At 51.6% G+C, this 24,345-nt stretch carries 26 protein-coding genes, 2 tRNA genes, 2 rRNA genes and 1 riboswitch; of the genes, 4 read left to right on the top strand and 26 right to left on the bottom strand.

What is annotated here, in order from left to right:
• Window positions 1–88 precede the first annotated feature (88 nt).
• The 14 genes from wecB to FPZ49_RS13810 all read right to left on the bottom strand — a co-directional run bounded on the left by wecB (window position 89) and on the right by FPZ49_RS13810 (window position 14,024).
• Window positions 89–1,237, bottom strand: coding sequence for a non-hydrolyzing UDP-N-acetylglucosamine 2-epimerase (gene wecB, locus FPZ49_RS13875; RefSeq protein WP_144847624.1), 1,149 nt, complete (start codon window positions 1,235–1,237; stop codon window positions 89–91).
• Window positions 1,238–1,274: 37 nt separating this feature from the next.
• Complete coding sequence (upp, locus tag FPZ49_RS13870) at window positions 1,275–1,904, bottom strand: uracil phosphoribosyltransferase (RefSeq protein ID WP_144847622.1); 630 nt, start codon at window positions 1,902–1,904, stop codon at window positions 1,275–1,277.
• A gap of 229 nt (window positions 1,905–2,133) precedes the next feature.
• Entirely contained in the window at window positions 2,134–3,123 is a 990-nt protein-coding gene (trpS, locus tag FPZ49_RS13865; protein ID WP_144847620.1) for a tryptophan--tRNA ligase, read from the bottom strand.
• A 410-nt stretch (window positions 3,124–3,533) separates the two neighbouring features.
• The gene (locus FPZ49_RS13860; RefSeq protein WP_144847619.1) at window positions 3,534–4,781 is read right to left on the bottom strand and encodes a serine hydroxymethyltransferase; all 1,248 of its coding nucleotides are present in this window, start codon (window positions 4,779–4,781) and stop codon (window positions 3,534–3,536) included.
• A 47-nt stretch (window positions 4,782–4,828) separates the two neighbouring features.
• Window positions 4,829–5,398 (bottom strand): TIGR01440 family protein, encoded by a 570-nt coding sequence (locus tag FPZ49_RS13855; protein WP_391563822.1) that lies wholly within the window; start codon window positions 5,396–5,398, stop codon window positions 4,829–4,831.
• Between the two features lie 29 nt (window positions 5,399–5,427).
• A complete protein-coding gene (rpiB, locus tag FPZ49_RS13850; protein WP_144847614.1) occupies window positions 5,428–5,886 on the bottom strand; it encodes a ribose 5-phosphate isomerase B in 459 nt (152 codons plus the stop codon).
• A gap of 103 nt (window positions 5,887–5,989) precedes the next feature.
• A riboswitch (ZMP/ZTP riboswitch) is annotated at window positions 5,990–6,070 on the bottom strand.
• 95 nt (window positions 6,071–6,165) lie between these two features.
• Window positions 6,166–6,753: a low molecular weight protein arginine phosphatase gene (locus FPZ49_RS13845; protein ID WP_144847612.1), complete on the bottom strand. Its 588-nt coding sequence runs from the start codon at window positions 6,751–6,753 to the stop codon at window positions 6,166–6,168.
• A 176-nt stretch (window positions 6,754–6,929) separates the two neighbouring features.
• Window positions 6,930–7,493 (bottom strand): manganese efflux pump MntP, encoded by a 564-nt coding sequence (locus tag FPZ49_RS13840; RefSeq protein ID WP_144847610.1) that lies wholly within the window; start codon window positions 7,491–7,493, stop codon window positions 6,930–6,932.
• Between the two features lie 248 nt (window positions 7,494–7,741).
• Window positions 7,742–8,803, bottom strand: a complete 1,062-nt coding sequence (locus FPZ49_RS13835; RefSeq protein ID WP_144847608.1) for an L-threonylcarbamoyladenylate synthase — start codon at window positions 8,801–8,803, stop codon at window positions 7,742–7,744.
• A 48-nt stretch (window positions 8,804–8,851) separates the two neighbouring features.
• Entirely contained in the window at window positions 8,852–9,592 is a 741-nt protein-coding gene (gene spoIIR, locus FPZ49_RS13830; RefSeq protein ID WP_144847606.1) for a stage II sporulation protein R, read from the bottom strand.
• 145 nt (window positions 9,593–9,737) lie between these two features.
• Window positions 9,738–10,739, bottom strand: a complete 1,002-nt coding sequence (locus FPZ49_RS13825) for a N5-glutamine methyltransferase family protein (protein ID WP_144847604.1) — start codon at window positions 10,737–10,739, stop codon at window positions 9,738–9,740.
• Window positions 10,732–11,811: a peptide chain release factor 1 gene (prfA, locus tag FPZ49_RS13820; protein ID WP_144847602.1), complete on the bottom strand. Its 1,080-nt coding sequence runs from the start codon at window positions 11,809–11,811 to the stop codon at window positions 10,732–10,734. The genes FPZ49_RS13825 and prfA overlap by 8 nt, the downstream gene beginning before the upstream one ends.
• 127 nt (window positions 11,812–11,938) lie before the next feature.
• A complete protein-coding gene (ychF, locus tag FPZ49_RS13815; protein WP_144847601.1) occupies window positions 11,939–13,039 on the bottom strand; it encodes a redox-regulated ATPase YchF in 1,101 nt (366 codons plus the stop codon).
• Between the two features lie 265 nt (window positions 13,040–13,304).
• Complete coding sequence (locus FPZ49_RS13810) at window positions 13,305–14,024, bottom strand: PilZ domain-containing protein (RefSeq protein ID WP_261381399.1); 720 nt, start codon at window positions 14,022–14,024, stop codon at window positions 13,305–13,307.
• Window positions 14,025–14,373: 349 nt separating this feature from the next.
• Here FPZ49_RS13810 and tadA point away from each other — a divergent pair, with 349 nt between their 5' ends.
• From tadA to FPZ49_RS35740, 3 genes are all read left to right on the top strand, one after another.
• Complete coding sequence (tadA, locus tag FPZ49_RS13805; protein WP_391563821.1) at window positions 14,374–14,847, top strand: tRNA adenosine(34) deaminase TadA; 474 nt, start codon at window positions 14,374–14,376, stop codon at window positions 14,845–14,847.
• Between the two features lie 114 nt (window positions 14,848–14,961).
• A tRNA-Arg gene (locus tag FPZ49_RS13800) sits at window positions 14,962–15,037 on the top strand.
• Between the two features lie 105 nt (window positions 15,038–15,142).
• Window positions 15,143–15,313, top strand: coding sequence for a hypothetical protein (locus tag FPZ49_RS35740; RefSeq protein ID WP_186445816.1), 171 nt, complete (start codon window positions 15,143–15,145; stop codon window positions 15,311–15,313).
• Window positions 15,314–15,366: 53 nt separating this feature from the next.
• On the opposite strand, the gene map is transcribed toward FPZ49_RS35740, so the two are convergent.
• Window positions 15,367–16,110 carry a type I methionyl aminopeptidase gene (gene map / locus FPZ49_RS13795; protein WP_144847597.1) on the bottom strand — a complete coding sequence of 248 codons (744 nt, stop codon included), beginning with the start codon at window positions 16,108–16,110 and terminating at the stop codon, window positions 15,367–15,369.
• 209 nt (window positions 16,111–16,319) lie between these two features.
• Between map and FPZ49_RS13790 the strand changes: the two genes are divergently transcribed.
• The gene (locus FPZ49_RS13790; RefSeq protein WP_144847595.1) at window positions 16,320–16,505 is read left to right on the top strand and encodes a hypothetical protein; all 186 of its coding nucleotides are present in this window, start codon (window positions 16,320–16,322) and stop codon (window positions 16,503–16,505) included.
• 59 nt (window positions 16,506–16,564) lie between these two features.
• Here FPZ49_RS13790 and FPZ49_RS13785 read toward each other — a convergent pair whose 3' ends face one another.
• The 11 genes from FPZ49_RS13785 to FPZ49_RS13735 all read right to left on the bottom strand — a co-directional run.
• Window positions 16,565–16,708, bottom strand: a complete 144-nt coding sequence (locus FPZ49_RS13785; protein ID WP_144847593.1) for a small acid-soluble spore protein P — start codon at window positions 16,706–16,708, stop codon at window positions 16,565–16,567.
• An 11-nt stretch (window positions 16,709–16,719) separates the two neighbouring features.
• Window positions 16,720–16,905 carry a hypothetical protein gene (locus FPZ49_RS36750; RefSeq protein ID WP_144847591.1) on the bottom strand — a complete coding sequence of 62 codons (186 nt, stop codon included), beginning with the start codon at window positions 16,903–16,905 and terminating at the stop codon, window positions 16,720–16,722.
• 19 nt (window positions 16,906–16,924) lie between these two features.
• Window positions 16,925–17,272: a hypothetical protein gene (locus FPZ49_RS13775; protein ID WP_144847590.1), complete on the bottom strand. Its 348-nt coding sequence runs from the start codon at window positions 17,270–17,272 to the stop codon at window positions 16,925–16,927.
• 573 nt (window positions 17,273–17,845) lie between these two features.
• Window positions 17,846–17,935, bottom strand: a tRNA-Ser gene (locus tag FPZ49_RS13770).
• Between the two features lie 47 nt (window positions 17,936–17,982).
• Window positions 17,983–19,266: a serine--tRNA ligase gene (gene serS, locus FPZ49_RS13765; protein ID WP_144847588.1), complete on the bottom strand. Its 1,284-nt coding sequence runs from the start codon at window positions 19,264–19,266 to the stop codon at window positions 17,983–17,985.
• Window positions 19,267–19,277: 11 nt separating this feature from the next.
• The gene (pdxT, locus tag FPZ49_RS13760) at window positions 19,278–19,850 is read right to left on the bottom strand and encodes a pyridoxal 5'-phosphate synthase glutaminase subunit PdxT (protein ID WP_144847586.1); all 573 of its coding nucleotides are present in this window, start codon (window positions 19,848–19,850) and stop codon (window positions 19,278–19,280) included.
• Between the two features lie 36 nt (window positions 19,851–19,886).
• Window positions 19,887–20,768 carry a pyridoxal 5'-phosphate synthase lyase subunit PdxS gene (gene pdxS, locus FPZ49_RS13755; protein ID WP_144847584.1) on the bottom strand — a complete coding sequence of 294 codons (882 nt, stop codon included), beginning with the start codon at window positions 20,766–20,768 and terminating at the stop codon, window positions 19,887–19,889.
• Window positions 20,769–20,885: 117 nt separating this feature from the next.
• Window positions 20,886–22,178, bottom strand: a complete 1,293-nt coding sequence (locus FPZ49_RS13750) for a D-alanyl-D-alanine carboxypeptidase family protein (protein ID WP_144847582.1) — start codon at window positions 22,176–22,178, stop codon at window positions 20,886–20,888.
• Between the two features lie 134 nt (window positions 22,179–22,312).
• Window positions 22,313–23,770 carry an IMP dehydrogenase gene (guaB, locus tag FPZ49_RS13745; RefSeq protein WP_144847580.1) on the bottom strand — a complete coding sequence of 486 codons (1,458 nt, stop codon included), beginning with the start codon at window positions 23,768–23,770 and terminating at the stop codon, window positions 22,313–22,315.
• Window positions 23,771–23,946: 176 nt separating this feature from the next.
• A 5S ribosomal RNA gene (gene rrf, locus FPZ49_RS13740) occupies window positions 23,947–24,063 on the bottom strand.
• 59 nt (window positions 24,064–24,122) lie between these two features.
• Window positions 24,123–24,345, bottom strand: a 23S ribosomal RNA gene (locus FPZ49_RS13735); the annotation flags it as partial.

Raw genomic sequence — 24,345 nt, 5'->3', positions numbered from 1 at the left:
ATTTCGCAAAAACGTTGATACATCAACCTTTTCTTGTGTTCGAAACCAAACAGTGCAACTGTATGCTGTAACGTTTGTCATCAGATTGTCACGGTTGGAATGGCTCTGGTCTCTCGGCAGCATGTCCAAACTGGTAAAGGATGGCTTGTACGATCCGTTCGGACGCTTTGCCATCGCCGTAAGGATTCGACGCTTGGCTCATTTTGGCATACAGCGACTCATCGGTGAGCAGCGCTCGAGCACGCTCAAACAGCATATCTTCATCCGTTCCTACCAATTCCAGTGTACCAGCGCCAATGCCTTCCGGACGTTCCGTTGTATCGCGAAGCACCAGTACCGGTACACCGAAGGATGGAGCTTCTTCTTGGATGCCGCCCGAATCGGTCAAGATCAGGTGCGTATGCGGGTAAAAATTATGGAACTCGAACACATCGAGCGGATCGATCAGCTTAATGCGATCGTGACCGCCCAGCATTTCGTAGGCAGGTCCCTTGACTGCAGGGCTTGGGTGTACCGGATAAACCACGGCGATGTCTTCGAACTCGTCAACCAGCCGTTTAACCGCGCGGAAAATTTGGCGGTGCGGCTCTCCTTGATTTTCGCGGCGATGCGCCGTCATCAGGACCAGTCGCTTGCCCTTCGCCCATTCGAGCACCGGATGCGAGAACTCCTTGCTAACCGTATACTTCAAGACGTCAGTAGCCGTATTACCGGTTACATAAATCGCCGAATCTGGCTTGTTTTCCCTGCGCAGGTTGTCTGCGGACAAGTCCGTCGGAGCAAAGTGCATATCGCTGATCACACCCGTCAATTGGCGGTTCATCTCCTCCGGGAAAGGAGACAGCTTGTTCCAAGTGCGCAGCCCCGCTTCCACATGCCCCACTTTGATTTGCTGCATCAAAGCCGCATAGCTTGCGAGAAACGTAGTCGACGTGTCGCCGTGCACCAAGATAAGGTCCGGCTTCTCTTCTTTCAGCACCGGTTCAAGTCCTTGGAGAACGCGGATGGAAACCTCATTCAAGGTTTGACCTTCCTTCATGACGTCCAGATCGTAGTTCGGCTTGATTTTGAAAATCTCAAGCACCTGATCAAGCATTTGGCGATGCTGCGCTGTTACGCACACCAGGGATTCGATGTGATCGGAATGCTTCTCGAGCTCTTTCACTAGCGGTGCCATCTTGACCGCTTCCGGCCGGGTACCGAAAATCGTGATTACCTTCGTTTTGTTCTTATTCATACCAACGGGTTCCCCTTTCCGTTATGAAGCTTCTTCGTTATTTCGTCCCGAACAGACGGTCTCCTGCATCGCCAAGACCCGGAACGATGTAGCCATGATCATTCAAATAATCATCGATCGCCGCCACGTAAATATCGACGTCCGGATGCGCTTTTTGCACCGATTGTACCCCTTCCGGCGCAGCAATCAGGCACATGAGCTTAATCTGCGAGCAGCTCCGGTTTTTCAAAGCGGTAATCGCTGCATTGGCCGATCCGCCTGTAGCAAGCATCGGGTCAATGACGATCAGCTCCCGCTCCTGTACATCGGTCGGCAGCTTCGCATAATACTCTACCGGTTCCAGCGTCTGAGGATCGCGGTACAAGCCAATGTGGCCGACCTTGGCTGCAGGTACCAGCTTCAAAATGCCGTCCACCATCCCGAGTCCTGCACGCAGAATTGGAATCAGGCCGAGCATTCGACCGGAGATCACACTGCACTCCGCTGTCGTTACAGGGGTTTTAACCTGCACCTTTTGAAGCGGAATATCTCTTGTAATTTCATAGGCCATCAAAGTGGCCACCTCGTCCACCAGCTCGCGAAAATCTTTGGTGGTCGTATTTTCATCCCGGATGTAAGTCAGCTTATGCTGGATAAGCGGATGATCACAAACAAACACTTTTCCCATGCCTTGCTCCCCCTATAACAAGCGTTTTTCGGACATTTAGAGCCTGTAATTGGCCCTATAATCGTTATAACGCCCAAATCTTGTCTATTATACCACAAGTGCATAAAGTTATCCCAATACCGACAAAAAATGTACAAGAATGTGCCACGTGGAACATTCTACAGGTTAAGAAACGTTCCACACGCTGCAAAATAAGAGAAGAGCCTGCGATTGCAGACTCTCCAGCAGCTTACCCAAGATAGTTGATCCCCATCGCTTCACGTACCTCATCCATCGTGCTCTTAGCGATTTTCTGTGTTCGCTTTGTCCCTTCCGCGAGTATTTCATTGATGACATCTGGTCTCTGCTCATAATAAGACCGCTTCTCCCGGATCGGTTCCAAAAGCTCATGGATCGCTGCGGTTACCTGTTGTTTGCAGGCCGCACAGCCGATGGTTCCTCGCTTACAGCCCTCCCGTATTTCCGAGCATTCGTCAGGACGAAAGGCTTCATGGTAAGCGTAAATCGTGCAGATATCTGGGTTGCCTGGATCGTGCTTGTGGACTCGGCCCGGATCCGTCTTCGCCCGCTTCATTTGCTGCTGTACCTCCTCCGGGCTAGAGTCGAGGAAGATCGCGTTGCCCATGCTCTTGCTCATTTTGCTATTCCCATCCAAGCCTTCCAGCCGTTGTCCCACCAGCGCCTTAGGCTCCACTAGCACAGGTGCGTACAAGTCATTAAATCGGCGCACAATTTTTCTTGCATGCTCGATATGAGGGATTTGATCCTCGCCAACCGGAATTAGCGTTGCCTTGCAGATCGCCATATCAGCGGCCTGACTGACCGGATAACCTAGAAATCCATAGTACATATCGGTGTATCCCCGCTCCATCGCCTCCGTCTTAATCGTCGGGTTATGGCGCAGGCTGTTCACCGTCACAAACATGGAGAAGTACACCGTTAATTCGGCAATTTCAGGAATCATGGATTGAATATATATGGTGGATTTATTCGGATCAAGCTCAACGGACAAGTAGTCCAGCGCCACGTTTCGTAAATTATCGCTTATGACCTTCGGCTTATCAAAATGCGTAGTCAGCGCCTGCACATCAGCCAGCAAAATGAAGGTTTCATACTGCTCTTGCAGTCGCAGACGATTCTGAAGACTTCCGACGTAATGGCCCAGATGGAGCTTTCCCGTAATCCGGTCGCCAGTGAGTACACGTTCTTGAATAGACATAGAAATCCCTCCGAAATATGAAAATGATTTGTTTAGCTATACCTGACGCTCGCCACCACCAGCCATCCTCCATGGCCATCACCCCCTTTAATAAAACAAAAAAACTTCATCCTCTATTAAAGGACGAAGTTCGATTCGCGGTACCACCTTCATTAGCCGCCATTTGCATACGCAACAGCAGACTCACTTTACAGGTACGGCAATCCCAACAGCAGCTGTATGGATGCGATACCCCGTCTCTTGTATCGGCGAGACACTCCGCCTTTCCTACCTAGCGGGCTATCCCCGCTTGCTCGGATCGGCACTCCGAAGCCCATTCAACGTTCAACGTGTGCATATTTGATTTTACCTATCATAGCACCAAAAAGCCGGCCTCCGCAATATGGAGAACCGGCTATATTTAGTGATGATTAGTAAGTCAACCCTGCGTACAGCGGGAACTGCGCCGTCAAATCCTTCACCATGCCGCGAACCTTCTCGTGAACTGCAGCATCGCTTGGGTTTTTGAGTGTCAGGGCGATGATTTTGGCGATCGTCTTCATCGCTTCTTCGTTCATACCGCGAGACGTTGCAGCTGGTGTACCCACACGGATACCGCTGGTTACAAACGGGCTCGTTGGATCGAACGGAATCGCATTCTTATTCACCGTTACGCCTACTTCGTCGAGCAGATGCTCGGCATCTTTACCTGTGATATTCAGGCTGCGAAGGTCGATCAGGATCAGGTGGTTGTCCGTACCGTCGGATACCATGTTGATACCTTCCGCTCTCAAGCCTTCTTCAAGTGCTTTTGCATTGTTGACGACATTTTGAGCATAGGTTTTGAATTCCGGTTGCAATGCTTCACCGAACGAAACAGCTTTAGCCGCAATGATGTGCATCAAAGGACCACCTTGGGAGCCAGGGAATACGGCCTTGTCGATCGCAGCAGCCCATGGCTTACGGCAAAGAATCATCCCGCCGCGTGGACCGCGAAGCGTCTTGTGTGTTGTTGTCGTTACAAAGTGTGCGTAAGGCACTGGATTTTGGTGCAGACCTGCGGCTACCAAACCAGCAATATGCGCCATGTCGACCATGAAGAGGGCACCTACATCGTTAGCGATTTGACCCAAAGCTTCAAAATCGATATGACGTGGGTATGCACTTGCACCGGCCACGATCAAACGAGGCTTATGCTTGAATGCCGCTTTACGAACATCGTCATAGTCGATACGGGAATCTTTCTCGCTAACGCCGTAAGCTACGAAGTTATACAAAATACCGGACGCGTTGACCGGGCTGCCGTGCGTTAAGTGACCGCCATGTGCCAGGTTCATACCCAGAACGGTATCGCCAGCTTGAAGCGCAGCCAAATAAACAGCCATGTTCGCTTGCGCACCGGAGTGGGACTGCACGTTCGCGTGATCTGCGCCGAACAATTCTTTCGCGCGCTCACGAGCGATATCTTCAACGATATCCACGTACTCGCAGCCGCCATAATAGCGCTTATGCGGATAGCCTTCTGCATATTTGTTGGTCAATACGGTTCCCATAGCTTGCATAACCGCTTCGCTGACAAAGTTCTCAGATGCGATCAGTTCGATTTTGTCACGTTGACGGCCGAGCTCGAGGTTCATAGCCTCAACGATTTTTGGATCTTGGTTACGTAATTGTTCCATGGATGATTGCCTCCCCAAAGTCATATAAATCTTATTTTATCTATGGTTTAATCACAAGTCTCGCTGGATGCCACGGTCTCCTGAACGTACACCGCCCGCGCTCCGCCAATCAGCTTCGGTCGGGTAAAGGCTGCCGCCACCGGCGCACTGCCAATGCTCCGTATCGAAGGACGGAACGGCACCGCTACCCGCTTCAAATGCATCCCAATCAGTGTTCCGCCGATATCCATGCCTGCATGCGCCTGCACCGTTTCGACCACCACCGGATTACTCAGATGCTTGAATGCATAGGCGGCCATCGAGCCCCCAGCTTTTGGCACTGGAATGACGCTGACCTGCTCCAATCCATACTGCCGCATAGCCTCCCGCTCCATGACAAGCGCACGGTTCAAGTGCTCGCAGCATTGATACACCGGGTAGTAGCCCAGCTCCGCTCTTACCGCTTCAACGGCTTCAAAAATTTGCTCCGCTACGTCCTGACTGCCCGCGGTCCCGATATGCTGACCCAACACCTCACTGGTGCTCGTCCCAATGACCAGAAGCTGCCCCGCTTCCATATGTCCGGCCTGCCCCAGCTCGCGAAGAATCTGCTCCACTTGTGAACGAATCTCTTTCATTATCCTCATCCTCTCTCAGCCTGAGAAAGTTACGGATGCAATGCGTACTTGTCCTCGAGCGCTTTTACCTTGCAGACCCGATTGACATGACGCTCGCCGCCAGAAAATTCGGTTTCCAGCCAAATCTTCACGATTTCTTGCGCTACCCCAGGGCCAATGACGCGTTCGCCCATCGAAAGCACGTTGGAATCATTGTGCTCGCGGGTTGCTTTGGCTGAAAATAAATCGTGCACTAACGCACAGCGAATGCCCGGTACCTTATTGGCAGCGATCGTCATGCCAATGCCTGTTCCGCAGATCAGAATCCCTTTATCCGCTTCCCCTGCCACGACTTTCTCGCAAACCGCCAATGCAAAGTCCGGATAGTCCACCGATTCACTGCCACCGGCTCCGCAATCCTCCACTTGATGTCCCAGCGCCTCGATAAACGGCTTCAACTCGTCCTTTAACCGGTATCCGGCGTGATCCGCGCCCATTGCAATTTTCATCACTTAGCCCTCCTCGCTTTTGTCCATTTCATTATACCCTAATGCCCAGATTTCGACAAAAACGAAAAAAGAGCATAACGCAAGCGGTTATCCGCTATGCGATGCTCTTTGCCCAGGCGACCGGCCGTATCTTCCGATGCTCCACTGTGGTTAGGTCCACTCGTCGCCAGTTACATCGGAACTTAAATTGTATAGCCCTATCATAGCCGATTCCCTGTTGCCTGTAAAGCCTATCTTGCAAGAACCGGAGATGGAAAAACATGTGATTCAAGCCTTGAGTTATTGGGCTGAATCTTTTAACTTCGCCACCAGCTTCGTCAAGCTGGACTCAATTTCGTTTGCGCAGCTCTGGTAGCCCTTCAGCGGACCGCCGAACGGATCGGCAATATCCGGATTCGGCAAATCGCGTTCCAACGCGGCCACCCTGGCTTTTTCCTCTTCTGAGATCGGCTGGGACAGCGCACGCTTCAGCTGCAAATCAGAAATCAAGCTTTCCAGCTCAGCAATTTGGGCTGCTGTGGCCGAATCCCCCATCACATATTCCTTCAGGGTAAACACCTTATCTACGGCTCCTGGATACAGCTGAATGGCATGACGCTTATGGGTCGAGGTCATGGTTAAGATCAGATCCGCCCAATTGACCCAGGTTTCCGACAGCATGGTCGAGCTGCTAGGGCCTGAACAGCCCCGCTCCTTCAGAACCGTGACCGCATGGTCCGAGGTCGGCGTCCCGTCATAGGCAGCCACACCGGCCGAACGAACCTCAATCCCGTTTAACCCTTCCTCTGCCAGCAGCTTGCGGAGCATCCCTTCCGCCATCGGGCTCCGGCACGTGTTGCCTGTACATACGAATAAGATTCGGTGCATCGGTTACTTCCCGCCCTTCCCTTGGGTTAGCTTCACTACTGGCCTTCATGCATGACTAAAGCGAAGCACTAGGCTCCGCATATAAGATTACGGATGGTGACATTGTCTGCTTCTATTGAAAAGCAGCCCTATGTCTTATTGTACCTCAAATCGCGCTAAATATGGATACCGCAGCCTCAGATTAAAAATTTAATCCCGAACGCCAGCAAAATAACGCCGCCCAGCGCCTCCCCGTATTCTCCAATCCACTGTCCGACCCGCCGTCCGAGCATCAGCCCCGCTACCGACATCAACCCGCCCATCACTCCAAACATTAACACGGTTAGCACGAGATCCCCCGCAAACATGCCTAGCGACACGCCCACGGAGAACGAGTCGATGCTTACGCTGAGCGAAAACAGCATCAGCCCCCAAAAGCTGCGATGGTCCACCGACCGGGACTCGTCCGACCGCAGTGAGCTGTACAGCATATGCGTGCCCAGCAGAATCAGTAGTGCCCCGCCGCAGATTGTAGCGACGTGCCCGAGCAAAATGCTGATATAGCCGCCCATCAGCATGCCTCCCAGCGGCATGAGCATATGAAAGAGGGCGATGACTGCGCTCACCTTCAGTATATCCAGCTTTCGGATTCCTTTCATTCCGATACCAAGCCCTAGTGACAGCGCATCCAGACCGAGGGCGGCAGCCATGAGCCAAATGGTGATGATCTGCCCCCATACTAGCGGCGATGTCCAATCCATGCTACCTCAACCTCCCTGTCCTGTTCCTAACCAACATATGCGGACAAGGAATAAAAGATGCTAGGGAGGTGAGGGGCGGGAGATAAGCGACTGTATGATCAAAAGCTTGCTTATGTTCAGCTTTCGCTAAGAGCGCAGCCCAATAAATGATGAAAAGTCACTACGCCAAAGAAAAGCTGAATCCACCTTCCTTATGCCCATAGAAAAGCAAATGATCCAACCTTTTTTACGCCCCCGCTGCGCTTCGGTTATACATGGATGATGTGCCCCCCGGCAGCTTTGCGCAGCCGGTTCATGATGGCGGCCCCGATGCCCTCTTCGGGGCACGCCTCGGCCACGATGAAGCTGATCCCGGCTTCATCGAAGTCTCGCAGCGCGGCATACAGCCCGTGCGCCACGGTTTCCAGGTCGCCGAGGCTGCCGCAGGCGACCACGCGCTCCGCGCGGAATGCATCGGCGTGCTCACGGTACGTGAGGACGCCGGTGCGCTCGCCGCGCGCGTGCGCGTCTTCGAGCTCGCGCTGCATGCGAGCTCGAACCTGTTCAGGGGCGCCGCCCTGAACGAGCACCATCGCGCCACGCGGAGCGTAGTGCGCGTATTTCATCCCCGGCGCGCGCGGCGCCGCGGGTTCGGGTTCGTGCTCGGACGCCGCAGGCTCGAGCACCTGCACGCCCGGCAGCGCCGCGCGAAGCTGCGCTGTCGTGATGCCTCCGGGCCGCAGGATGTGGAGGGCGCCTTCGGCATCGAACTCGACCACGGTCGATTCCAGCCCGACGCCCGTCGGCCCGCCGTCCACGACGCCGGCGATGCGGCCGGCGAGATCCTCCAGCACGTGCGCAGCGTGCGTAGGGCTGGGGCGGCCCGAGCGATTCGCGCTCGGGGCCGCGATGGGGCAGCCTGCAGCGGCAATCAGCTGCAGGGCGACGGGGTGGTCGGGCATGCGAAGCCCGACCGTAGACAGCCCCGCGGTCACCAGCGGGGAAAGGACGCCGGCGCGGACCGGCAGCACCACCGTGAGCGGTCCTGGCCAAAAGGCGTCCATCAAACGCGAAACGGCCTCATCCGGGGGCACTGTAAGCTCCTCCAGCTGAGACCTGGTCGCGATATGGACGATCAATGGGTTATCCGACGGCCTCCCTTTCGCCTCAAAGATGGCGGCCACCGCCTCCGAGCTCCGAGCATCCGCGCCCAGTCCATAGACCGTTTCGGTTGGAAAAGCAACGGTTAACCCGTCCCGAATACATCCAGCCGCTTCTTGCAGCGCTTCTGCAGCCGGATGCTCTCCATTTACCGTCCATAACTTCGTCATCCTTAACCTACCATCCTTTGTACTTGATCAACTTAATCCATGAGCCGTTTAAGCAAACATCGCACCGACCTTCTTCAAAAGATCCCACAAGAAGAAATGGATTTCCGGCTGTGGCGCCCGTTCTGATGAAGCCTCCGCTTTAGCCGCAACCTTTTTCGATGCACTGTCTTGCTTGACCGCAGTTTCTTTCACCGTCTTACCTGTTGTATGAGTATCGGCAGCAGAGGCCGCTTCCGCATGCGCCGTATTGTTCTTAATCATCATTTCCGAGTCCACAAAACAGAGCGGCGGGAACAACACGCACCACCAGTTTTGCCCTTCCGCTGCACCGATCGAGACACGGAGCGCTTCATAGTCACCAGCTGGATACAGATGATTGCTGTACATTTTCGACGGAAACGGAACATTGCCCAGCTCCACTTTATAGTTATAGTCAAAACCGTTCTTCTGCAGCGTTTCCCCTACCACTTGCTCCATTTCCGGCAAATGCTCGCGAACGATCGCACGCGCTTCTTCAATGCTTTTCGGAGTCGTAACCCAGCTAGACATTTCCTGGCTGATGGCATCACGTACTTCCCGCTTCACCCATTGATCTGAAGGCGCATCCGAGTTCGCCAAAATCCGAAGACGAATGGCATCCTGCGGAATCGCAGGTCCGGTCATGTCCGTTTCCAAAGAAGGGGCTGCATACAGCAAGCCGTCAGAACGATTGGATTCCCAGCAAGCGAGCATCACCATGAAAGCGAACAGAAGATAAGCATATCGTTTCCATGCGAATCGTTTAACCATTGTAGGCAGCCCCTCTCGAACTCTTTCAACTCTAGTTGTCAGTATGTCCGTTTTGAGAGAGTTTATACGAGTCGGCTGCCAAATCTACCAATCCATTTACTAGAATCCTATGTTCGATAGAAAGCCCGTTCGTCGAACCACAAAACTAACGTTTCCGATAGGCGATCACATGTCGGTCGATCCCGGCCAAATCCGGAAGGATCAAAATCTCATCCCACGCCGCAGCCTCTTCCAGCATCCGGCGGACATCAGCAGCCTGCCCCTGGCCCACCTCGAAGCCGACCAGCGACGGCATCGCCGGCAGCTGGCGCAGCTGCGCCGTCAGCCTCCGGTACAGCACGAGCCCATCCACGCCGCCGTACAGCGCCGTGCGCGGCTCATGCAGCCGGACCTCCGGCTGCAACCCCGACTCATCCGCCTCCGGAATGTACGGCGGATTCGACACCACCGCATCGAGCCGCAGTCCGCGCTCAATGTAGGGGCCGAGCAGGTCCCCTTCCACGAAGGTGACCCGCTCGGCTAGCCCGTGGCGCGCCGCATTCGCTTGCGCCACCTCCAGTGCGCCGCGCGAGATGTCCGAGGCCATCACGCGCCACGCGGGACACTGCGACGCGAGGCTCACGGCAATCGCCCCGCTCCCGGTGCCCACATCGCACACCACAGGGCCGCTGCCGATGTCAGTACCGTTCGCGCGTTCTCCGCCCTCGGGACCCGGGCTAAGCTCTACACTTTCATGCTCGCTCCGTGGGGACACCTCACCGATGCTTTTGCTCGCATCGGCTTCACAATTCCCCCACAGCTCCCGCCCAATCCGGATCACCGCCTCAACCAGCAGCTCCGTCTCCGGCCGCGGAATCAGCACCGCTGGCGTCACGGCAAAGGGGAGCCCATAAAACTCCTGCTCCCCAATCAAATACTGCACCGGCTCGCCGCTCGCCTTGCGCTGCAGCAGCTGCTGCCAGTCGACCTCCAGCTCCGCAGGGAACGGCTCCGACCAGCGCAGCAGCATCCCGCTTCGGCTTTCGCCCAGCACATGCTCGAGCAGCCGCTGCGCATTGGATTCCGGCTCCCGCACCTCGTGCTGCCGCAAAAAAGAAGAAGCCTCGGCATAGGCTTCACGAATGGTTAACCGCCGTGCATTAGACACCGGCATATTCTCCTTTATCCATCTGCTCGGTTTGTGCTGCGATCGTCAAGGCGGAGATAATCTCTTCCATGTCGCCATTCAGCACGCTGTCGAGCCGATGCAGCGTCAATCCGATCCGATGGTCGGTCACGCGGCTTTGCGGGAAGTTGTACGTCCGAATCCGTTCTGAACGGTCACCGGTTCCAACCTTGCTCTTCCGCTCCGCTCCGTACTTCTCCATCTCTTCCTGCTGCATTTTATCGAAGATCCGTGCGCGCAAGACCTGCAGCGCCTTCTCTTTGTTCGAGTTTTGCGATTTACCGTCCTGGCACGTCGCGACGATCCCCGTAGGAATATGCGTTACGCGCACGGCCGATTTGGTCGTGTTAACCGACTGACCGCCTGCGCCACTGGAGCAGAACGTATCGACGCGGATATCATTATCGTGAATTTCGATATCGAAATCCTCCATCTCAGGCATCACAGCCACAGTCGAAGTGGACGTATGAATCCGTCCGCCGGATTCCGTCGTCGGGATACGCTGCACGCGGTGTGCACCGCTCTCGAACTTCAGCTTGCTGTACGCGCCTTTGCCGTTCACCATGAAGATGATCTCCTTGAAGCCGCCGAGATCGTTCATGTTAACATCCATGATCTCGGTCCGCCAGCCGTGGGCATCCGCGAACTTCGAATACATCCGGTACAAATCAGCAGCAAACAGCGCGGCTTCATCGCCGCCCGCTGCGCCACGGATCTCCACGATCACGTTTTTGTCATCGTTAGGATCCTTAGGCATCATCAAAACCTTGATGCGCTCTTCCAGCTCGGCCTTCCTTTCGGTCAGCTCCTCCAGCTCCATCTTGACGAGCTCTTTCATTTCGTCGTCCAGCTTTTCATTTTGCATCACGCGCGCGGCCTCGTATTGCTCCACTACGCTTTTATATTCCGTAAACGCCTCATAAGTCTCCTGCAGGTCGGACTGCTCCTTGGAGTACTCTCTCAGCTTTTTCGCATCGCCCGCCACATCCGGGTCACACAGCAGCTCGCTTAATTTTTCATAGCGGTCTGCCAACGCTTGAAGTCGATCTAACATCGTCATGCACCTCTTCTTTCTTTCGTTTCTTCATTTTGCTGTAATTCATCAGCCACGTACCTATTTCCTCCGATCCAACCCGCCTGCCGCTGCACCGGAAAAACACGTTTCCCTACCGGCTGAACAGCTAAACGTTGAAACGGAAGTGCATTACATCGCCGTCTTGCACAACATAATCCTTACCTTCGAGACGTAGCAGTCCTTTTTCCTTGGCCGCATTCATCGTCCCGCAATCCACCAGATCCTGATAGCCTACCACTTCCGCACGGATAAACCCGCGCTCAAAATCCGTATGAATGACACCTGCCGCCTGAGGCGCCTTCGTTCCCATCCGAATCGTCCAAGCACGTACTTCCTGCACACCGGCTGTGAAATACGTGTATAAGCCAAGCAGCTTGTAAGCCGCTTTGATCAAACGGTTCAAGCCGGACTCCTGCAGTCCCAGCTCCTCAAGGAACATGGCTTTGTCTTCGCCTTCCAGTTCAGCGATTTCCGACTCCACCTTCGCACTGATCGGTACTACTTCCGCACCCTCTAGCGCAGCATATTCACGTACTCGCTGCACATAAGGATTATCGTCCGCACTCGCCACTTCCTCTTCGCTAACATTCGCTGCATACAGCACTGGCTTCATTGTCAGCAGGTGCAGATCGCGAATCAGCAGCTTTTCGTCCTCCGTAAGCTCCACACTGCGGGCTGGCTTATCGTTGTACAGCGCTTCTTTTATCCGCTCCAGGCATTCCACTTCCTGCGCGTACTTTTTGTCTCCGCCCTTCATGTTCTTGCGGGAACGGTCAATCCGCTTGTCTACGGAATCCACATCGGCCAAAATCAGTTCAAGATTAATCGTCTCAATATCGCTGATCGGATCCACTGTACCAGAAACGTGGGTAATGTTCTCATCTTGGAAACAGCGAACGACATGCACAATGGCATCCACTTCACGGATATGCGCCAAAAACTTATTACCCAAGCCCTCGCCTTTGCTCGCACCCTTCACCAGTCCGGCGATATCGACGAATTCAAAAGCCGTCGGCACGATGCGGTTCGGGTTCACGATTTCAGCCAAACGGTCCATACGCTCGTCCGGCACCTCTACGACACCAACGTTCGGATCTATAGTACAAAACGGGTAGTTTGCGGACTCCGCTCCCGCTTGTGTAATTGCGTTAAATAACGTAGACTTGCCAACGTTTGGCAGTCCGACGATGCCTGCTTTCAATGCCATCTCAAGGACAACTCCTTAAATTCATCTATTGAACCACTTCTCCGCTTACTGTTGGAGCATGAACTTATTTTTTAGTAACCTAACTTAAGATTATACTACAAAAGGATTGTCCATGTCACCCTACCCCCGCGCAGCAAAAAATACCGGATCCGCTCATCACGGAATACCGGCATTTTCTATAACTAACTGCTTTCGTTCCATCCCCTCGGAGCCTTGTTCATAGTGTATGCTCCGAGCCGAAAGATTGTCCGAGGCACTGTCCTATCTACTTCTCCGTCAGGCGCTTTTCCTCTTCTTCCCGCTTAACCGAGTAATGATTCATCACTTGATGCTTCAGCACAAATGCTCTTAACGGGTTCATCTTGTCGGCCGGCAGATCAATATATTTAGCTCCGTAAAAACACCCGACCTCCAAAGGCTCGGTCCTTACAATTTCCACGCTGCAAGCCAGCTCAAATCCAAGATCCAGGCTGACATCTACTTTGGCCAGCTTGGGGATATCAATCATATCCAGCACCTTGAAGCCGACACCGATCACACTGATGTTTTGTACGAGCAGCTCCACCTGGCTTTCCAACGGCTGCTTTATTCGAAAAGGCTTCGTAATGGACGTTATTTTCCCGCTCTGACTAACATTAACACGGGGACTTTCCCGTTTCTCCGCAAACAAATTCCGATTTTGCGGAGGATTAATGACCATCAGGGCGCCGTGATCAATCGCGACAACCGTCGATTCGAAAGGATATATTCCCCCGGGAGAGTACACCGTAAGCTTTACGCTTTCTCCCAGCTTGAAGGCTTTATACTCAGCGATCTCAATCTCTAATATATCCCCTTCCGCATAGGTTAACACCCCGGTGGATACAAAGTCCTTTTTCTCCACGACCGTACGGCTTTGCATCAGGATTCCGCTCGGGCTTCTATATTTCTCCTTCCTCATCTCATATGAAATGTTTCCGGAGGCTCGCACGTTCTTATTGTTCATGATCCGATCACCTCTCCCGCGAGTCTTTGAACCTATGACAATTCGAACTAATCGATTGGGCCATCATGCCCAATTCTGTTGATTCTATTATATCTTGTAGACTAGGACCATTCAATCTGTATTTGCAGGCTCGTGTAATAGCAGCCTCAATTGCTTCAATGTCAAATTATGCACACCTTCAACAACCTGTGAATAATCCCTTGTGAATAACGGAAAGTTGCACATGATGCCTATTTTTTCTACAATGGTTGTGAATATCGCAATTTTATCCACAAACTTATCCACAGCATGTTAACAACGAATATTTGTTCGACAGCATATCCACATGTTTATAAGTGAGGTGTTCACATTGACTTCTGAGTCTTTCGACTCCCATCTGATCTTTATGCAAGCCGCTATTGAGGAAGCTCGTAAGGCGGAAGCGATTCGCGAGGTCCCGATTGGGGCCGTCATTGTTCGCGGCAACGAAATTATTGGCCGAGGTCATAACGTCCGGGAAACCGCACGCGATCCGCTAGCGCATGCCGAGCTGATTGCCATAAAACAAGCCAGTGAGCATTTGGATGCATGGAGATTGCTTGACTGCCGGCTGTACGTCACCTTGGAGCCTTGTCCAATGTGCGCTGGAGCGATCGTTCAGTCTCGGATTAGTCAAGTCATCTTTGGTACGCCCGACCCCAAAGCTGGCTGCGCCGGAACTTTGATGAATTTGCTGCAGGAGGATCGGTTTAATCACCGAGTCGAGGTGATCAGCGGGGTGATGCAGGAGGAGTGCAGCACGATGCTGACGCAATTTTTTCGCAAGCTCCGGGGAAAAGTTTAAGGAATGCTTGGATCCTTGATTGACCAGGGCTCATTTTATTCGTCGTCTTTCTCCGAGTTTTTATGAAAGCCCTTTATTACGCCATATTCGTATGCTATAATTAATCTTGGTTTTGTCCCCGTAGCTCAACAGGATAGAGCAGTCCTCTCCTAAAGGACAGATAGTGGTTCAAGTCCTCTCGGGGACGCCATTTTTATTCGCATTGACCAGTCGAGGCTCCGCTCCGGGGTCTTTTTTTATTTATCGGTATAAAACCGCATCACATCCGCCACACTAACGCCAGAGGTGATGTCGTGTGGAAAACAATACAACCAATGAAATTTTTGTTTTTAACAACGAGGGGATCAATAATGTAAAGCAGGATGCAACCGGAGAACAAGTAACAAGCGCCGTCTCCGACGTAGAGCAAGAGCAGACGTCACAAAATGCTCCTTCAGCGCTAGCGGAAGAAACCGAAAGCTCATAAGACACCCAAAAAGCCTACATCACGAAACATGTGAAGCAGGCTTTTTTTAACCCCTATTGCGTTAAAATCATCGGGCCATCCTTGGTGATCGCCACCGTGTGCTCGAACTGCGCCGATAGGCTCCCATCGTACGTTCGGGCTGTCCATCCGTCGAAATCAATGAACATATCAAATTTCCCCGCGTTGATCATCGGTTCTATTGTGATGACCATCCCCTCTTGCAGTCGAAACCCTTTTCCAGGCTTACCTACGTGAGGAAAAGAAGGCTCCTCGTGCATCGATCGACCAATGCCGTGACCTACGAGATCTCTCACAACGGAGAACCCGGCCTGCTCCGCGTGTTCTTGAACCACGTGCATGACATCCCCGATTCGGTTCCCGATGACGCACTTTTCAATACCTAGCTCCAGACATTCTTTAGTCACTCGGATCAGCCGTTGCGCTTCGTCAGAGATCGTCCCAACCGCGTAAGTTCGGCATGAATCCGCCATCCAGCCCTCATAGCTGCATACAATGTCCATTTTAACAATATCTCCATTTTGCAGTGGTTCCTTGTTCGGAAACCCATGGGCAATCACATCGTTGACCGATGCGCATGTTTCAAACGGATATCCTCGAAAGCCCTTGGTCACCTGCTCTGCTCCGTGCTCCTTTATGAACCGAGCTGCAAAATCATTGATTTCTAGCGTCGTTATTCCCGGACGGATCTGCTTGGCAATTTCATTATGACATTTCGCCAGCACCTGTCCAGCTTTGCGCATCTGTGCGATTTCTTCCGACGATTTCAGGATTATCATTCGGCTTCCCTCCTTTGTATCTCTTCTTATTTTACGCAACAGCTTCAAAAAATTCCTCTTTCAACAGCTAGTGTGAAGTGAGAAATCATTTTTTACCTTAGGATAAATAATTTTGGAAAATAAGACCAGAATAATATCAAAACGATTCTCTTTTTTTAGGCTTCATGGTAAAATGAGGTGGAATTCTATTGGATGGAGCGTGTAGATAGATGCAGCCAACGAATTTCTATTACATCATTTATGATGAATATTCAATTTCCATTTGTACGATCTTCGATGATGTTTGTGATGCTATTGCTGGCGGAGCTGCACTCTACGGCTATACGGACAACGAAGAAATCGCACATAATTTGATGAGTGAATGCTTTCTAGGATTAGAACAGGGCAATTTGTAGTTCGGTTATATGTAATATATAAACGACAGCCTCTTACGTCAAGTAAGAGGCTGTCGTTATTATCCTTCGCCGTTATTTTGCCGGCTATGGTTTTGATTTTTTACTTTTTTGGATCCTGAAAGCGGCTCGTTTGGCTGTCGACGCTCAACTTGATTTTGCCTGCCGCTCGGTGGGTTGACGGGCTGAGGAATGTCCTTAGGCATAGTAATCGCTCCTATTCTTTATCATCCAACATCGAAGGTGTTGTCGATGCTGAATCATGATTTAGCGCGTCTTGATGTCGATTGTCATTCGTCTGCTGCTGAAGCTGCTGCGCGTGATGACTGTTTACTACCGTCTTGTCGAGGTCTTTTACGACATTCTGTAGGTTCTTATCCACCGAACTTTTATTTTTCGTCATCGCATACGTTCCTTTCCTATCAGCTCGTCGTCAAAGCGTGCAGCTGTTGGGCGCATTCATGGATATGCCTTACGTAGTCGTCTACCATCGTCTGAATGATATCCGTACGCTCATCTACGCTCACCCCGTCACGCTCCACGTCAATCAGCTCTACCTTCACTTCCCGAGAGTCTACATAAGAGCATTTAAAGTCGAAGCTGTAAAAACTATGCCCGGCGGTTTTAATATGAATCCGAAGGGCGTTTGCTTCAGCCTCATCCTTCTTCACTTCCGCACGGTCCGAGCCGTTCAGAACCGTAAGAAGCGTCTTTGCCCATGCGTCAGCCAAACGCTGTCCGTCCAGCTGCAGAGTATCGTGTTTGCTCATTTTAACACCTCCACATCCTTAAAATGTGATGACACGCACCTCTTTATACCAAGGCTTAAAAAGCAAAAAAAGCCATCCCATTTGGGCATGACTTTGTAGTCCTGTTTGCTCCGCATACATATACGGTCCTCTCCGAGGCCCGACTGCGAAGCTAACCCTACCGATGCCTACGCTCCGACGAACCTTCGGTTCTCATCCCACCTGCTTGCTCCCCATACAACAAAAAACGACCTGTGCACAGGTCGTCATGCTTGTATGTATGGCGGAGAGGGTGGGATACGGTCTCTCCGAGGCCCGACTGCGAAGCTAATCCTACCGATGCCTACGCTCCGACGAACCTTCGGTTCTCATCCCACCTACTTGCTCCCCATACAACAAAAAAACGACTTGCGTATAGGTCGTTATGTTTGTATGTATGGCGGAGAGGGTGGGATACGGTCCTCTCCGAGGCCCGACTGCGAAGCTAATCCTACCGATGCCTACGCTCCGACGAACCTTCGGTTCTCATCCCACCTGCTTGCTCCGCATACAACAAAAAAACGACCTGCGTACAGGTCGTCATGCTTGTATGTATGGCGGAGAGGGTGGGATTCGAACCCACGGTAGAGTCACCCCTACGGCGGTTTTCAAGACCGCTGCCTTAAACCACTCGACCACCTCTCCGGGTGACAAATAGCATTGTATCACAAAACAAAAATCGAATTCAAGCGCTAATTTTTGCTGATCTTGCTGATGCCGCCCATATAAGGCTGTAGTGCTTCAGGAATCAGAACACTGCCATCCTCTTGCTGATAGTTCTCCAAGATCGCGGCAACGGTCCTTCCAAGGGCCAGTCCCGAGCCATTCAGCGTATGCACGAACTCCGGCTTCGCTTTGCTGTCTCTGCGGAAACGGATATTCGCGCGGCGGGCTTGGAAGTCCTCGAAGTTACTGCAAGACGAAATTTCGCGGTATGTATTGCTGTTTGGCAGCCAAACCTCCAGATCATACGTCTTGGCCGACGAGAAGCCCATATCGCCCGTACAAAGCGCCAGAGCACGATATGGAAGCTTCAGCAGCTGGAGGACCTTCTCCGCGTCTGCTGTGAGCTTCTCCAGCTCATCGTTTGAGCTCTCCGGAGTGGTCAGCTTGACCAGCTCAATCTTATTAAATTGATGCTGACGGATCAAGCCGCGGGTATCCCGTCCAGCCGAACCGGCCTCCGAGCGGAAGCAAGCGCTGAAAGCAACGAAATACTTCGGCAATTCCTCCACCGACAAAATATCTTCTCGATGATAGTTTGTTACCGGAACTTCTGCCGTTGGAATCAGGAAATAATCCGTTCCCTCGATTTTGAATACGTCTTCTTCAAACTTTGGCAGCTGCCCCGTACCCGTCAAGCTATCGCGATTGACGATCTGAGGAGGAAGCATCTCTTCATACCCATGCTGGTCCGCATGCAGATCCATCATGAAGTTGATCAGAGCCCGTTCCAGCCTAGCGCCAAGCCCCTTATAGAACACAAAGCGAGAACCGGTTACCTTACCCGCCGCTTCAAAATCCAAAATACCCAGCTGCTGAGCAACCTCCCAGTGTGGCTTCGGCTCAAAAGCAAACGACGGCACTTCACCTACACGGCGAATCTCCACATTTTCTTCTTCCGATAGCCCTACAGGAACATTGTCCTGAGGCACGTTGGGAATAGCCATGATGATGGAATCCAGATCGGCCTCAAGCACACGAATCTCTTCGTCGAGTGCCTTGATGCGATCGCCGACGACCTTCATCTCTTCAATGAGATGATCCGCATTCTCTTTGGCTTTTTTAAGCTGTGCCACTTCCTGCGAAACGATATTCCGGCGATTTTTCAGCTGCTCGACTTCCTGCAGCAGCTCTCTGCGCTTCGTATCCAAACCCGTGAAACGATCCAGCTCCTCGAGGTTTTTTCCGCCCCGATTTGCCATTGCCTGTTTTACTTTATCCATATCACTGCGGAGCAGTTTAACATCCAACAAGGAGATCCCTCCTACCTCGACTCACGTACCATGTCTAGAAAATAGGCATGCATGCGCTCATCATCGGTCAATTCCGGATGAAACGATGCAGCGAGCAAATGCCCCTGCCTAGCGGCAACGATTTGGCCATTATACGTCGACAGTACATCCACGCCTTCTCCTACTTCCTCAATAAGAGGAGCACGAATGAACACCGCACGAACATCGGTATCGATGCCCTTCACATCCAAATTCGTTTCAAAGCTCTCCCGCTGGCGTCCAAAAGCGTTCCTGGCCACACGAATGTCCATTAACCCTAAATGAGCATCGTCCTGACCTGAAATTTCTTTAGCCAGCACAATCAGACCCGCACAAGTGCCAAAAAGCGGCTTGCCCTGCTGCGAAAACTCGCGCAAGGCGTTAATAAAGCCATACGTACGCATCAGCTTCCCGATGGTCGTGCTTTCTCCACCGGGAATAATGATGCCGTCAATATCCTGCAGCTGCTCCGTCCTCTTGATGATGACGCCCTCGCCGCCGGCCTGTTCGATCAATTTAATATGTTCAGCCACCGCTCCTTGCAGAGCGAGCACTCCGATTTTCATCGAGACTCAACCTTCTTCCTTGGCCCAAAAACTTTCTTACCAGCCGCGATCCTGCATACGCTCAGTTACATGCAGCTTGGAAATCTCGATGCCTTTCATTGGGGTACCGAGGTTTTTGGAAATGTTCGCGATCAGCTCATAATCCGTGTAGTGCGTTGTAGCTTCAACAATCGCTTTAGCGAATTTCTCCGGGTTGTCCGATTTGAAAATACCGGAGCCTACAAATACGCCGTCAGATCCAAGGTGCATCATCAAAGCTGCATCGGCAGGGGTAGCTACGCCGCCAGCTGCAAAGTTAACGACCGGCAAACGGCCGTTTTCGTGTACTTGAAGCAAAAGCTCGTAAGGAGCTTGCAAGTTTTTTGCTTCAGCCATAAGCTCGTCCTTGGATAGGGCTTGGATCTTGCGAATTTGGCCATTGATAATCCGCATGTGGCGCACCGCTTCAACGATGTTCCCAGTTCCCGGCTCGCCTTTGGTACGAAGCATGGACGCACCTTCACCGATCCGACGAAGGGCTTCGCCCAAATCTTTAGCACCGCAAACAAATGGTACAGTAAATTCTCTTTTGTTAATATGGAACACTTCATCCGCAGGCGTCAAAACTTCACTTTCATCTATGTAGTCTACGCCCATCGATTCGAGCACTTTCGCTTCTACAAAATGACCAATCCGAGCTTTCGCCATAACCGGAATGGAGACCACCTTCATAACCTCTTCTACGATCGTAGGATCGGCCATACGAGCCACACCGCCGGCTGCACGAATATCCGAAGGTACTCTCTCCAGTGCCATTACAGCGGATGCTCCTGCTGCTTCAGCAATGCGAGCTTGCTCTGCGTTCATGACGTCCATGATGACGCCGCCTTTTTGCATTTCAGCCATACCTTTTTTTACACGAGATGTACCTGTTTCCATGTCCGACTCCTCCAATAACCTTTATTTATTGAGTCACGTTCCGCGAAAAAACGACAAACTAACTAAACAATTATTTTACATGAACCGTACTAATTATACAACCCAGTTACCCGGCTATTAGCTTTTCTTGGAACCATGGAGCATATCCACAAAGAAGTTTTTGATCGCCCGGAAAAACAATCGAATCCAGCTGCCCTTCTCCATGTCATCCGTCGCTATCAGATTGGTGATTTGCTCTTTACCGCCGTACGTCACCTTCACCGTACCCAGCACTTGCCCTTTGGTGATCGGCGCTACTAGCTTGCTGCTATCCTCGAGCGGTGCCGCTGTGATCAAAAACTCCTCAGGCTTCGCACCTTTCTTAGCCACAACAGTAATTCCGGTTTGGGTGACGACTGGCACCTCCGTGCCTACACCTTTTTTAATATTCACGGTTTTGAGGGAATCTATTTCCGTTTTAGCCGTCAAAACCTGTTTCATTTCAAAGTTGTTAAAACCGTAATCCAATACCTTACGAGACTCGTCAAAACGCTTCGGTTCCGTCTTCGTACCCATAACTACACTGATCAGACGCATACCATTACGTTCTGCGGTTGCTGTAAAGCAATAGCCTGCCTCATCGGTATGCCCTGTTTTCAGACCATCCAAACCTTCATAGGCATAACGCTTGAAGTTCACATTATCCTTGTTCCCCGCCAGCATCCAGTTCCAGTTGATCATGGGGGTCTTGTCCTTCTCACGGAACTTTTTCGATGGCGTGCTTGTATATTTCAAAATTTCTTTGTGATCCTTCAAAATGTTATAAGCGATAATGGCTGCATCCTTGGCGGTAAGCATAGTCTCACCTTGAAGCTCTTTCGGTGCGTATTTCCCAAGGTCGGCTCTCGACAAGCCGGTAGCATTAATAAAATGCGCCTGATCCGACAGTCCGAAGTCCTTTGCCTTTTGATTCATCATTTTTGCAAAGTTTTCTTCCGTGCCTCCGATAAATTCGGCTAGCGCAACAGCAGCGTCATTCGCCGAATAAATGGATAAAGCAGCGAACATATCGTCCATGGTCTCTTGTTCGCCTTCAGCCAGCAAGTCCCCCGAACCAATGACATCCGCAGCGTATTTACTTGTTGTTACCATATCCGTCCATTTGAATTTACCGCTTTTGACTGCTTCCATAACCAGGTACTCGGTCATCATCTTCGCCATACTGGCTGGCGGCAGCGCTTTATCCGCATTCATTTCATATAAAATTTGTCCGGTACTCGCCTCCATAAGGAACGCAGACGTCGCCTCCAGCTTCAAATCCACCGGTGCATCCGCCGCCTTGACCGTAGGGGCTTGTACCAGAGCAAGAGAAAAGTTCAGAAACAAAGTGACAGCAACAACAGCACAAACGCGCTTCACATTAAAAAACAAACCATACTCACTCCTATGCAATTAGTTTATGTAGTCCAAAACACGCAATCCCTATTGTACCATACGGCACTTTTGCTGTACAAAAAAAAGGAACGGATCCCAAGGTTTCCGTTCCTTCCAATTTATAGCATGAATTATAAAGAGTAGTTTGGCGCTTCTTTCGTAATTTGCACATCATGTGGATGGCTCTCACGAAGTCCGGCACCCGTAATTCGGATAAACGAAGTTTCGTTGATCAAGGCTAGAATATTTCTAGCTCCGCAATAGCCCATCCCGGAACGAAGTCCGCCGATCAGCTGATACAGCGTATCCGCCAAAGGTCCTTTGTAAGGCACGCGGCCTTCAATACCTTCCGGCACCAGCTTGCTTTCGTTTTCTTGGAAGTAGCGGTCTTTACTGCCTTCCTTCATGGCGCCGAGGGAGCCCATGCCGCGGTACGTTTTAAAGCGACGGCCTTGGAAAATTTCAAACTCACCTGGGCTTTCTTCCGTACCTGCAAAGAGACTTCCAATCATCACTGCACTAGCACCCGCTGCAATAGCTTTGGATACGTCGCCGGAGTACTTAATACCACCATCAGCGATGACTGGTACGTTATATTTTCTGGCTACCGATGCGCAATCATAAATTGCAGTAATCTGCGGTACACCAATCCCTGCGATAACGCGAGTCGTACAGATCGAGCCAGGGCCGATCCCCACCTTCACAATGCTAGCGCCTGCTTCAATCAAATCTTTCGTCGCTTCTCCCGTCGCTACGTTCCCCGCGCAGATCGGCAACGTAGGATACTGGGTACGCAAGGTTTTCACTGTATTGAGAATGTTAATGTGATGACCGTGTGCGGAGTCTACGACGATCAGATCCACACCAGCTTCAACCAGTGCAGCCGCACGCTCCATTACATCCTTGGATACCCCTACAGCCGCGCCGACCAACAGTCTGCCGTGCTTATCCTTAGCCGAATTTGGGAACTGGATAGCCTTCTCGATATCTTTAATCGTAATAAGGCCTTTCAGGATGTTATTTTCATCAACGAGCGGGAGCTTCTCAATCTTATGCTTCTGTAAAATGACTTCTGCCTGCTGCAGCGTAGTCCCAACCGGCGCCGTCACCAGTTCTTCCTTCGTCATCACTTCTTTAATCTTGATCGAGTAGTCGTGAACAAACCGCAAATCCCGATTCGTCAAAATTCCAACCAGACGGTTGTTCTCATCGCAAATCGGTACCCCGGAGATACGGTATTTCGCCATCAGCGCTTCCGCGTCGTATACATGGTGCTCAGGAGTCAAAGAGAATGGGTTCGTAATTACACCGCTCTCCGAACGCTTAACACGGTCTACCTCTTCCGCTTGCTGAGCGATGGACATATTCTTGTGAATGATCCCGATACCGCCTTCTCGAGCCATTGCGATCGCAAGGGCCGACTCCGTCACCGTATCCATCGCCGAGCTAAGGAAAGGAACGTTTAACTTGATCGAATCCGTTAATTCCGTAGAGATATCAATTTCTTTGCCGAACACATCCGATTTCCGAGGCACGAGCAACACATCGTCAAATGTCAAACCTTCTTTTTCAAACTTAGTTTCCCACACGAAATTAACCCTCCTAGTTTCTTCTCCATCAGAATATTATTGCAATCTTATCAAAAGGACTTTTTGAGTGTCAAGCACAAACTCGTGAAGTTTTTGTAGCGGATCGGACAGTCCTCTGAGCAATTATAACTAAAAGGGCCTCTTTGGATTATGTCCAAAGAAGCCCTTTTTCAGTTGCTTGGCGACGTTCTACTCTCCCAGGACCCTGCGGTCCAAGTACCATCGACGCTGGAAGGCTTAACGGTCGTGTTCGGGATGGGTACGCGTGGTTCCCTTCCGCCATCATCACCAAACGGATTGTTCAGGATTTGCACCCTGAAAACTGGATTCGAAACAAAGCTCACTGAATCTTTTGGATAAGCCCTCGACCGATTAGTATTCGTCAGCTCCACACGTTGCCGCGCTTCCACCCCGAACCTATCTACCTCGTCGTCTACAAGGGGTCTTACATTCTGGGAAATCTCATCTTGAGGGGGGCTTCACGCTTAGATGCTTTCAGCGCTTATCCCTTCCGTACTTGGCTATCCAGCCGTGCCTCTGGCGAGACAACTGGTACACCAGCGGTACGTCCATCC

The organism is Paenibacillus cremeus (assembly GCF_007786445.1).
Lineage (GTDB): Bacteria > Bacillota > Bacilli > Paenibacillales > NBRC-103111 > Paenibacillus_G > Paenibacillus_G cremeus.
This window is presented reverse-complemented; position numbering and strand designations above follow the sequence as displayed.

Bases quoted from the DNA above. Each gene is read 5' to 3' on its own strand.
- map (WP_144847597.1), bottom strand. From the start codon at position 16,110: ATGATAATCCTGAAATCGTCGGAAGAAATCGCACAGATGCGCAAAGCT.
- prfA (WP_144847602.1), bottom strand. From the start codon at position 11,811: ATGTTAGATCGACTTCAAGCGTTGGCAGACCGCTATGAAAAATTAAGC.
- pdxT (WP_144847586.1), bottom strand. From the start codon at position 19,850: ATGAAAATCGGAGTGCTCGCTCTGCAAGGAGCGGTGGCTGAACATATT.
- FPZ49_RS13775 (WP_144847590.1), bottom strand. From the start codon at position 17,272: ATGAGCAAACACGATACTCTGCAGCTGGACGGACAGCGTTTGGCTGAC.
- FPZ49_RS13790 (WP_144847595.1), top strand. From the start codon at position 16,320: ATGCAGCCAACGAATTTCTATTACATCATTTATGATGAATATTCAATT.
- FPZ49_RS13860 (WP_144847619.1), bottom strand. From the start codon at position 4,781: ATGGAACAATTACGTAACCAAGATCCAAAAATCGTTGAGGCTATGAAC.
- ychF (WP_144847601.1), bottom strand. From the start codon at position 13,039: ATGGCATTGAAAGCAGGCATCGTCGGACTGCCAAACGTTGGCAAGTCT.
- spoIIR (WP_144847606.1), bottom strand. From the start codon at position 9,592: ATGGTTAAACGATTCGCATGGAAACGATATGCTTATCTTCTGTTCGCT.
- FPZ49_RS36750 (WP_144847591.1), bottom strand. From the start codon at position 16,905: ATGACGAAAAATAAAAGTTCGGTGGATAAGAACCTACAGAATGTCGTA.
- FPZ49_RS13785 (WP_144847593.1), bottom strand. From the start codon at position 16,708: ATGCCTAAGGACATTCCTCAGCCCGTCAACCCACCGAGCGGCAGGCAA.
- pdxS (WP_144847584.1), bottom strand. From the start codon at position 20,768: ATGGAAACAGGTACATCTCGTGTAAAAAAAGGTATGGCTGAAATGCAA.
- FPZ49_RS13835 (WP_144847608.1), bottom strand. From the start codon at position 8,803: ATGACGAAGTTATGGACGGTAAATGGAGAGCATCCGGCTGCAGAAGCG.
- FPZ49_RS13810 (WP_261381399.1), bottom strand. From the start codon at position 14,024: ATGAACAATAAGAACGTGCGAGCCTCCGGAAACATTTCATATGAGATG.
- FPZ49_RS13840 (WP_144847610.1), bottom strand. From the start codon at position 7,493: ATGGATTGGACATCGCCGCTAGTATGGGGGCAGATCATCACCATTTGG.
- upp (WP_144847622.1), bottom strand. From the start codon at position 1,904: ATGGGAAAAGTGTTTGTTTGTGATCATCCGCTTATCCAGCATAAGCTG.
- rpiB (WP_144847614.1), bottom strand. From the start codon at position 5,886: ATGAAAATTGCAATGGGCGCGGATCACGCCGGATACCGGTTAAAGGAC.
- trpS (WP_144847620.1), bottom strand. From the start codon at position 3,123: ATGTCTATTCAAGAACGTGTACTCACTGGCGACCGGATTACGGGAAAG.
- FPZ49_RS13845 (WP_144847612.1), bottom strand. From the start codon at position 6,753: ATGCACCGAATCTTATTCGTATGTACAGGCAACACGTGCCGGAGCCCG.
- wecB (WP_144847624.1), bottom strand. From the start codon at position 1,237: ATGAATAAGAACAAAACGAAGGTAATCACGATTTTCGGTACCCGGCCG.
- FPZ49_RS13855 (WP_391563822.1), bottom strand. From the start codon at position 5,398: ATGAAAGAGATTCGTTCACAAGTGGAGCAGATTCTTCGCGAGCTGGGG.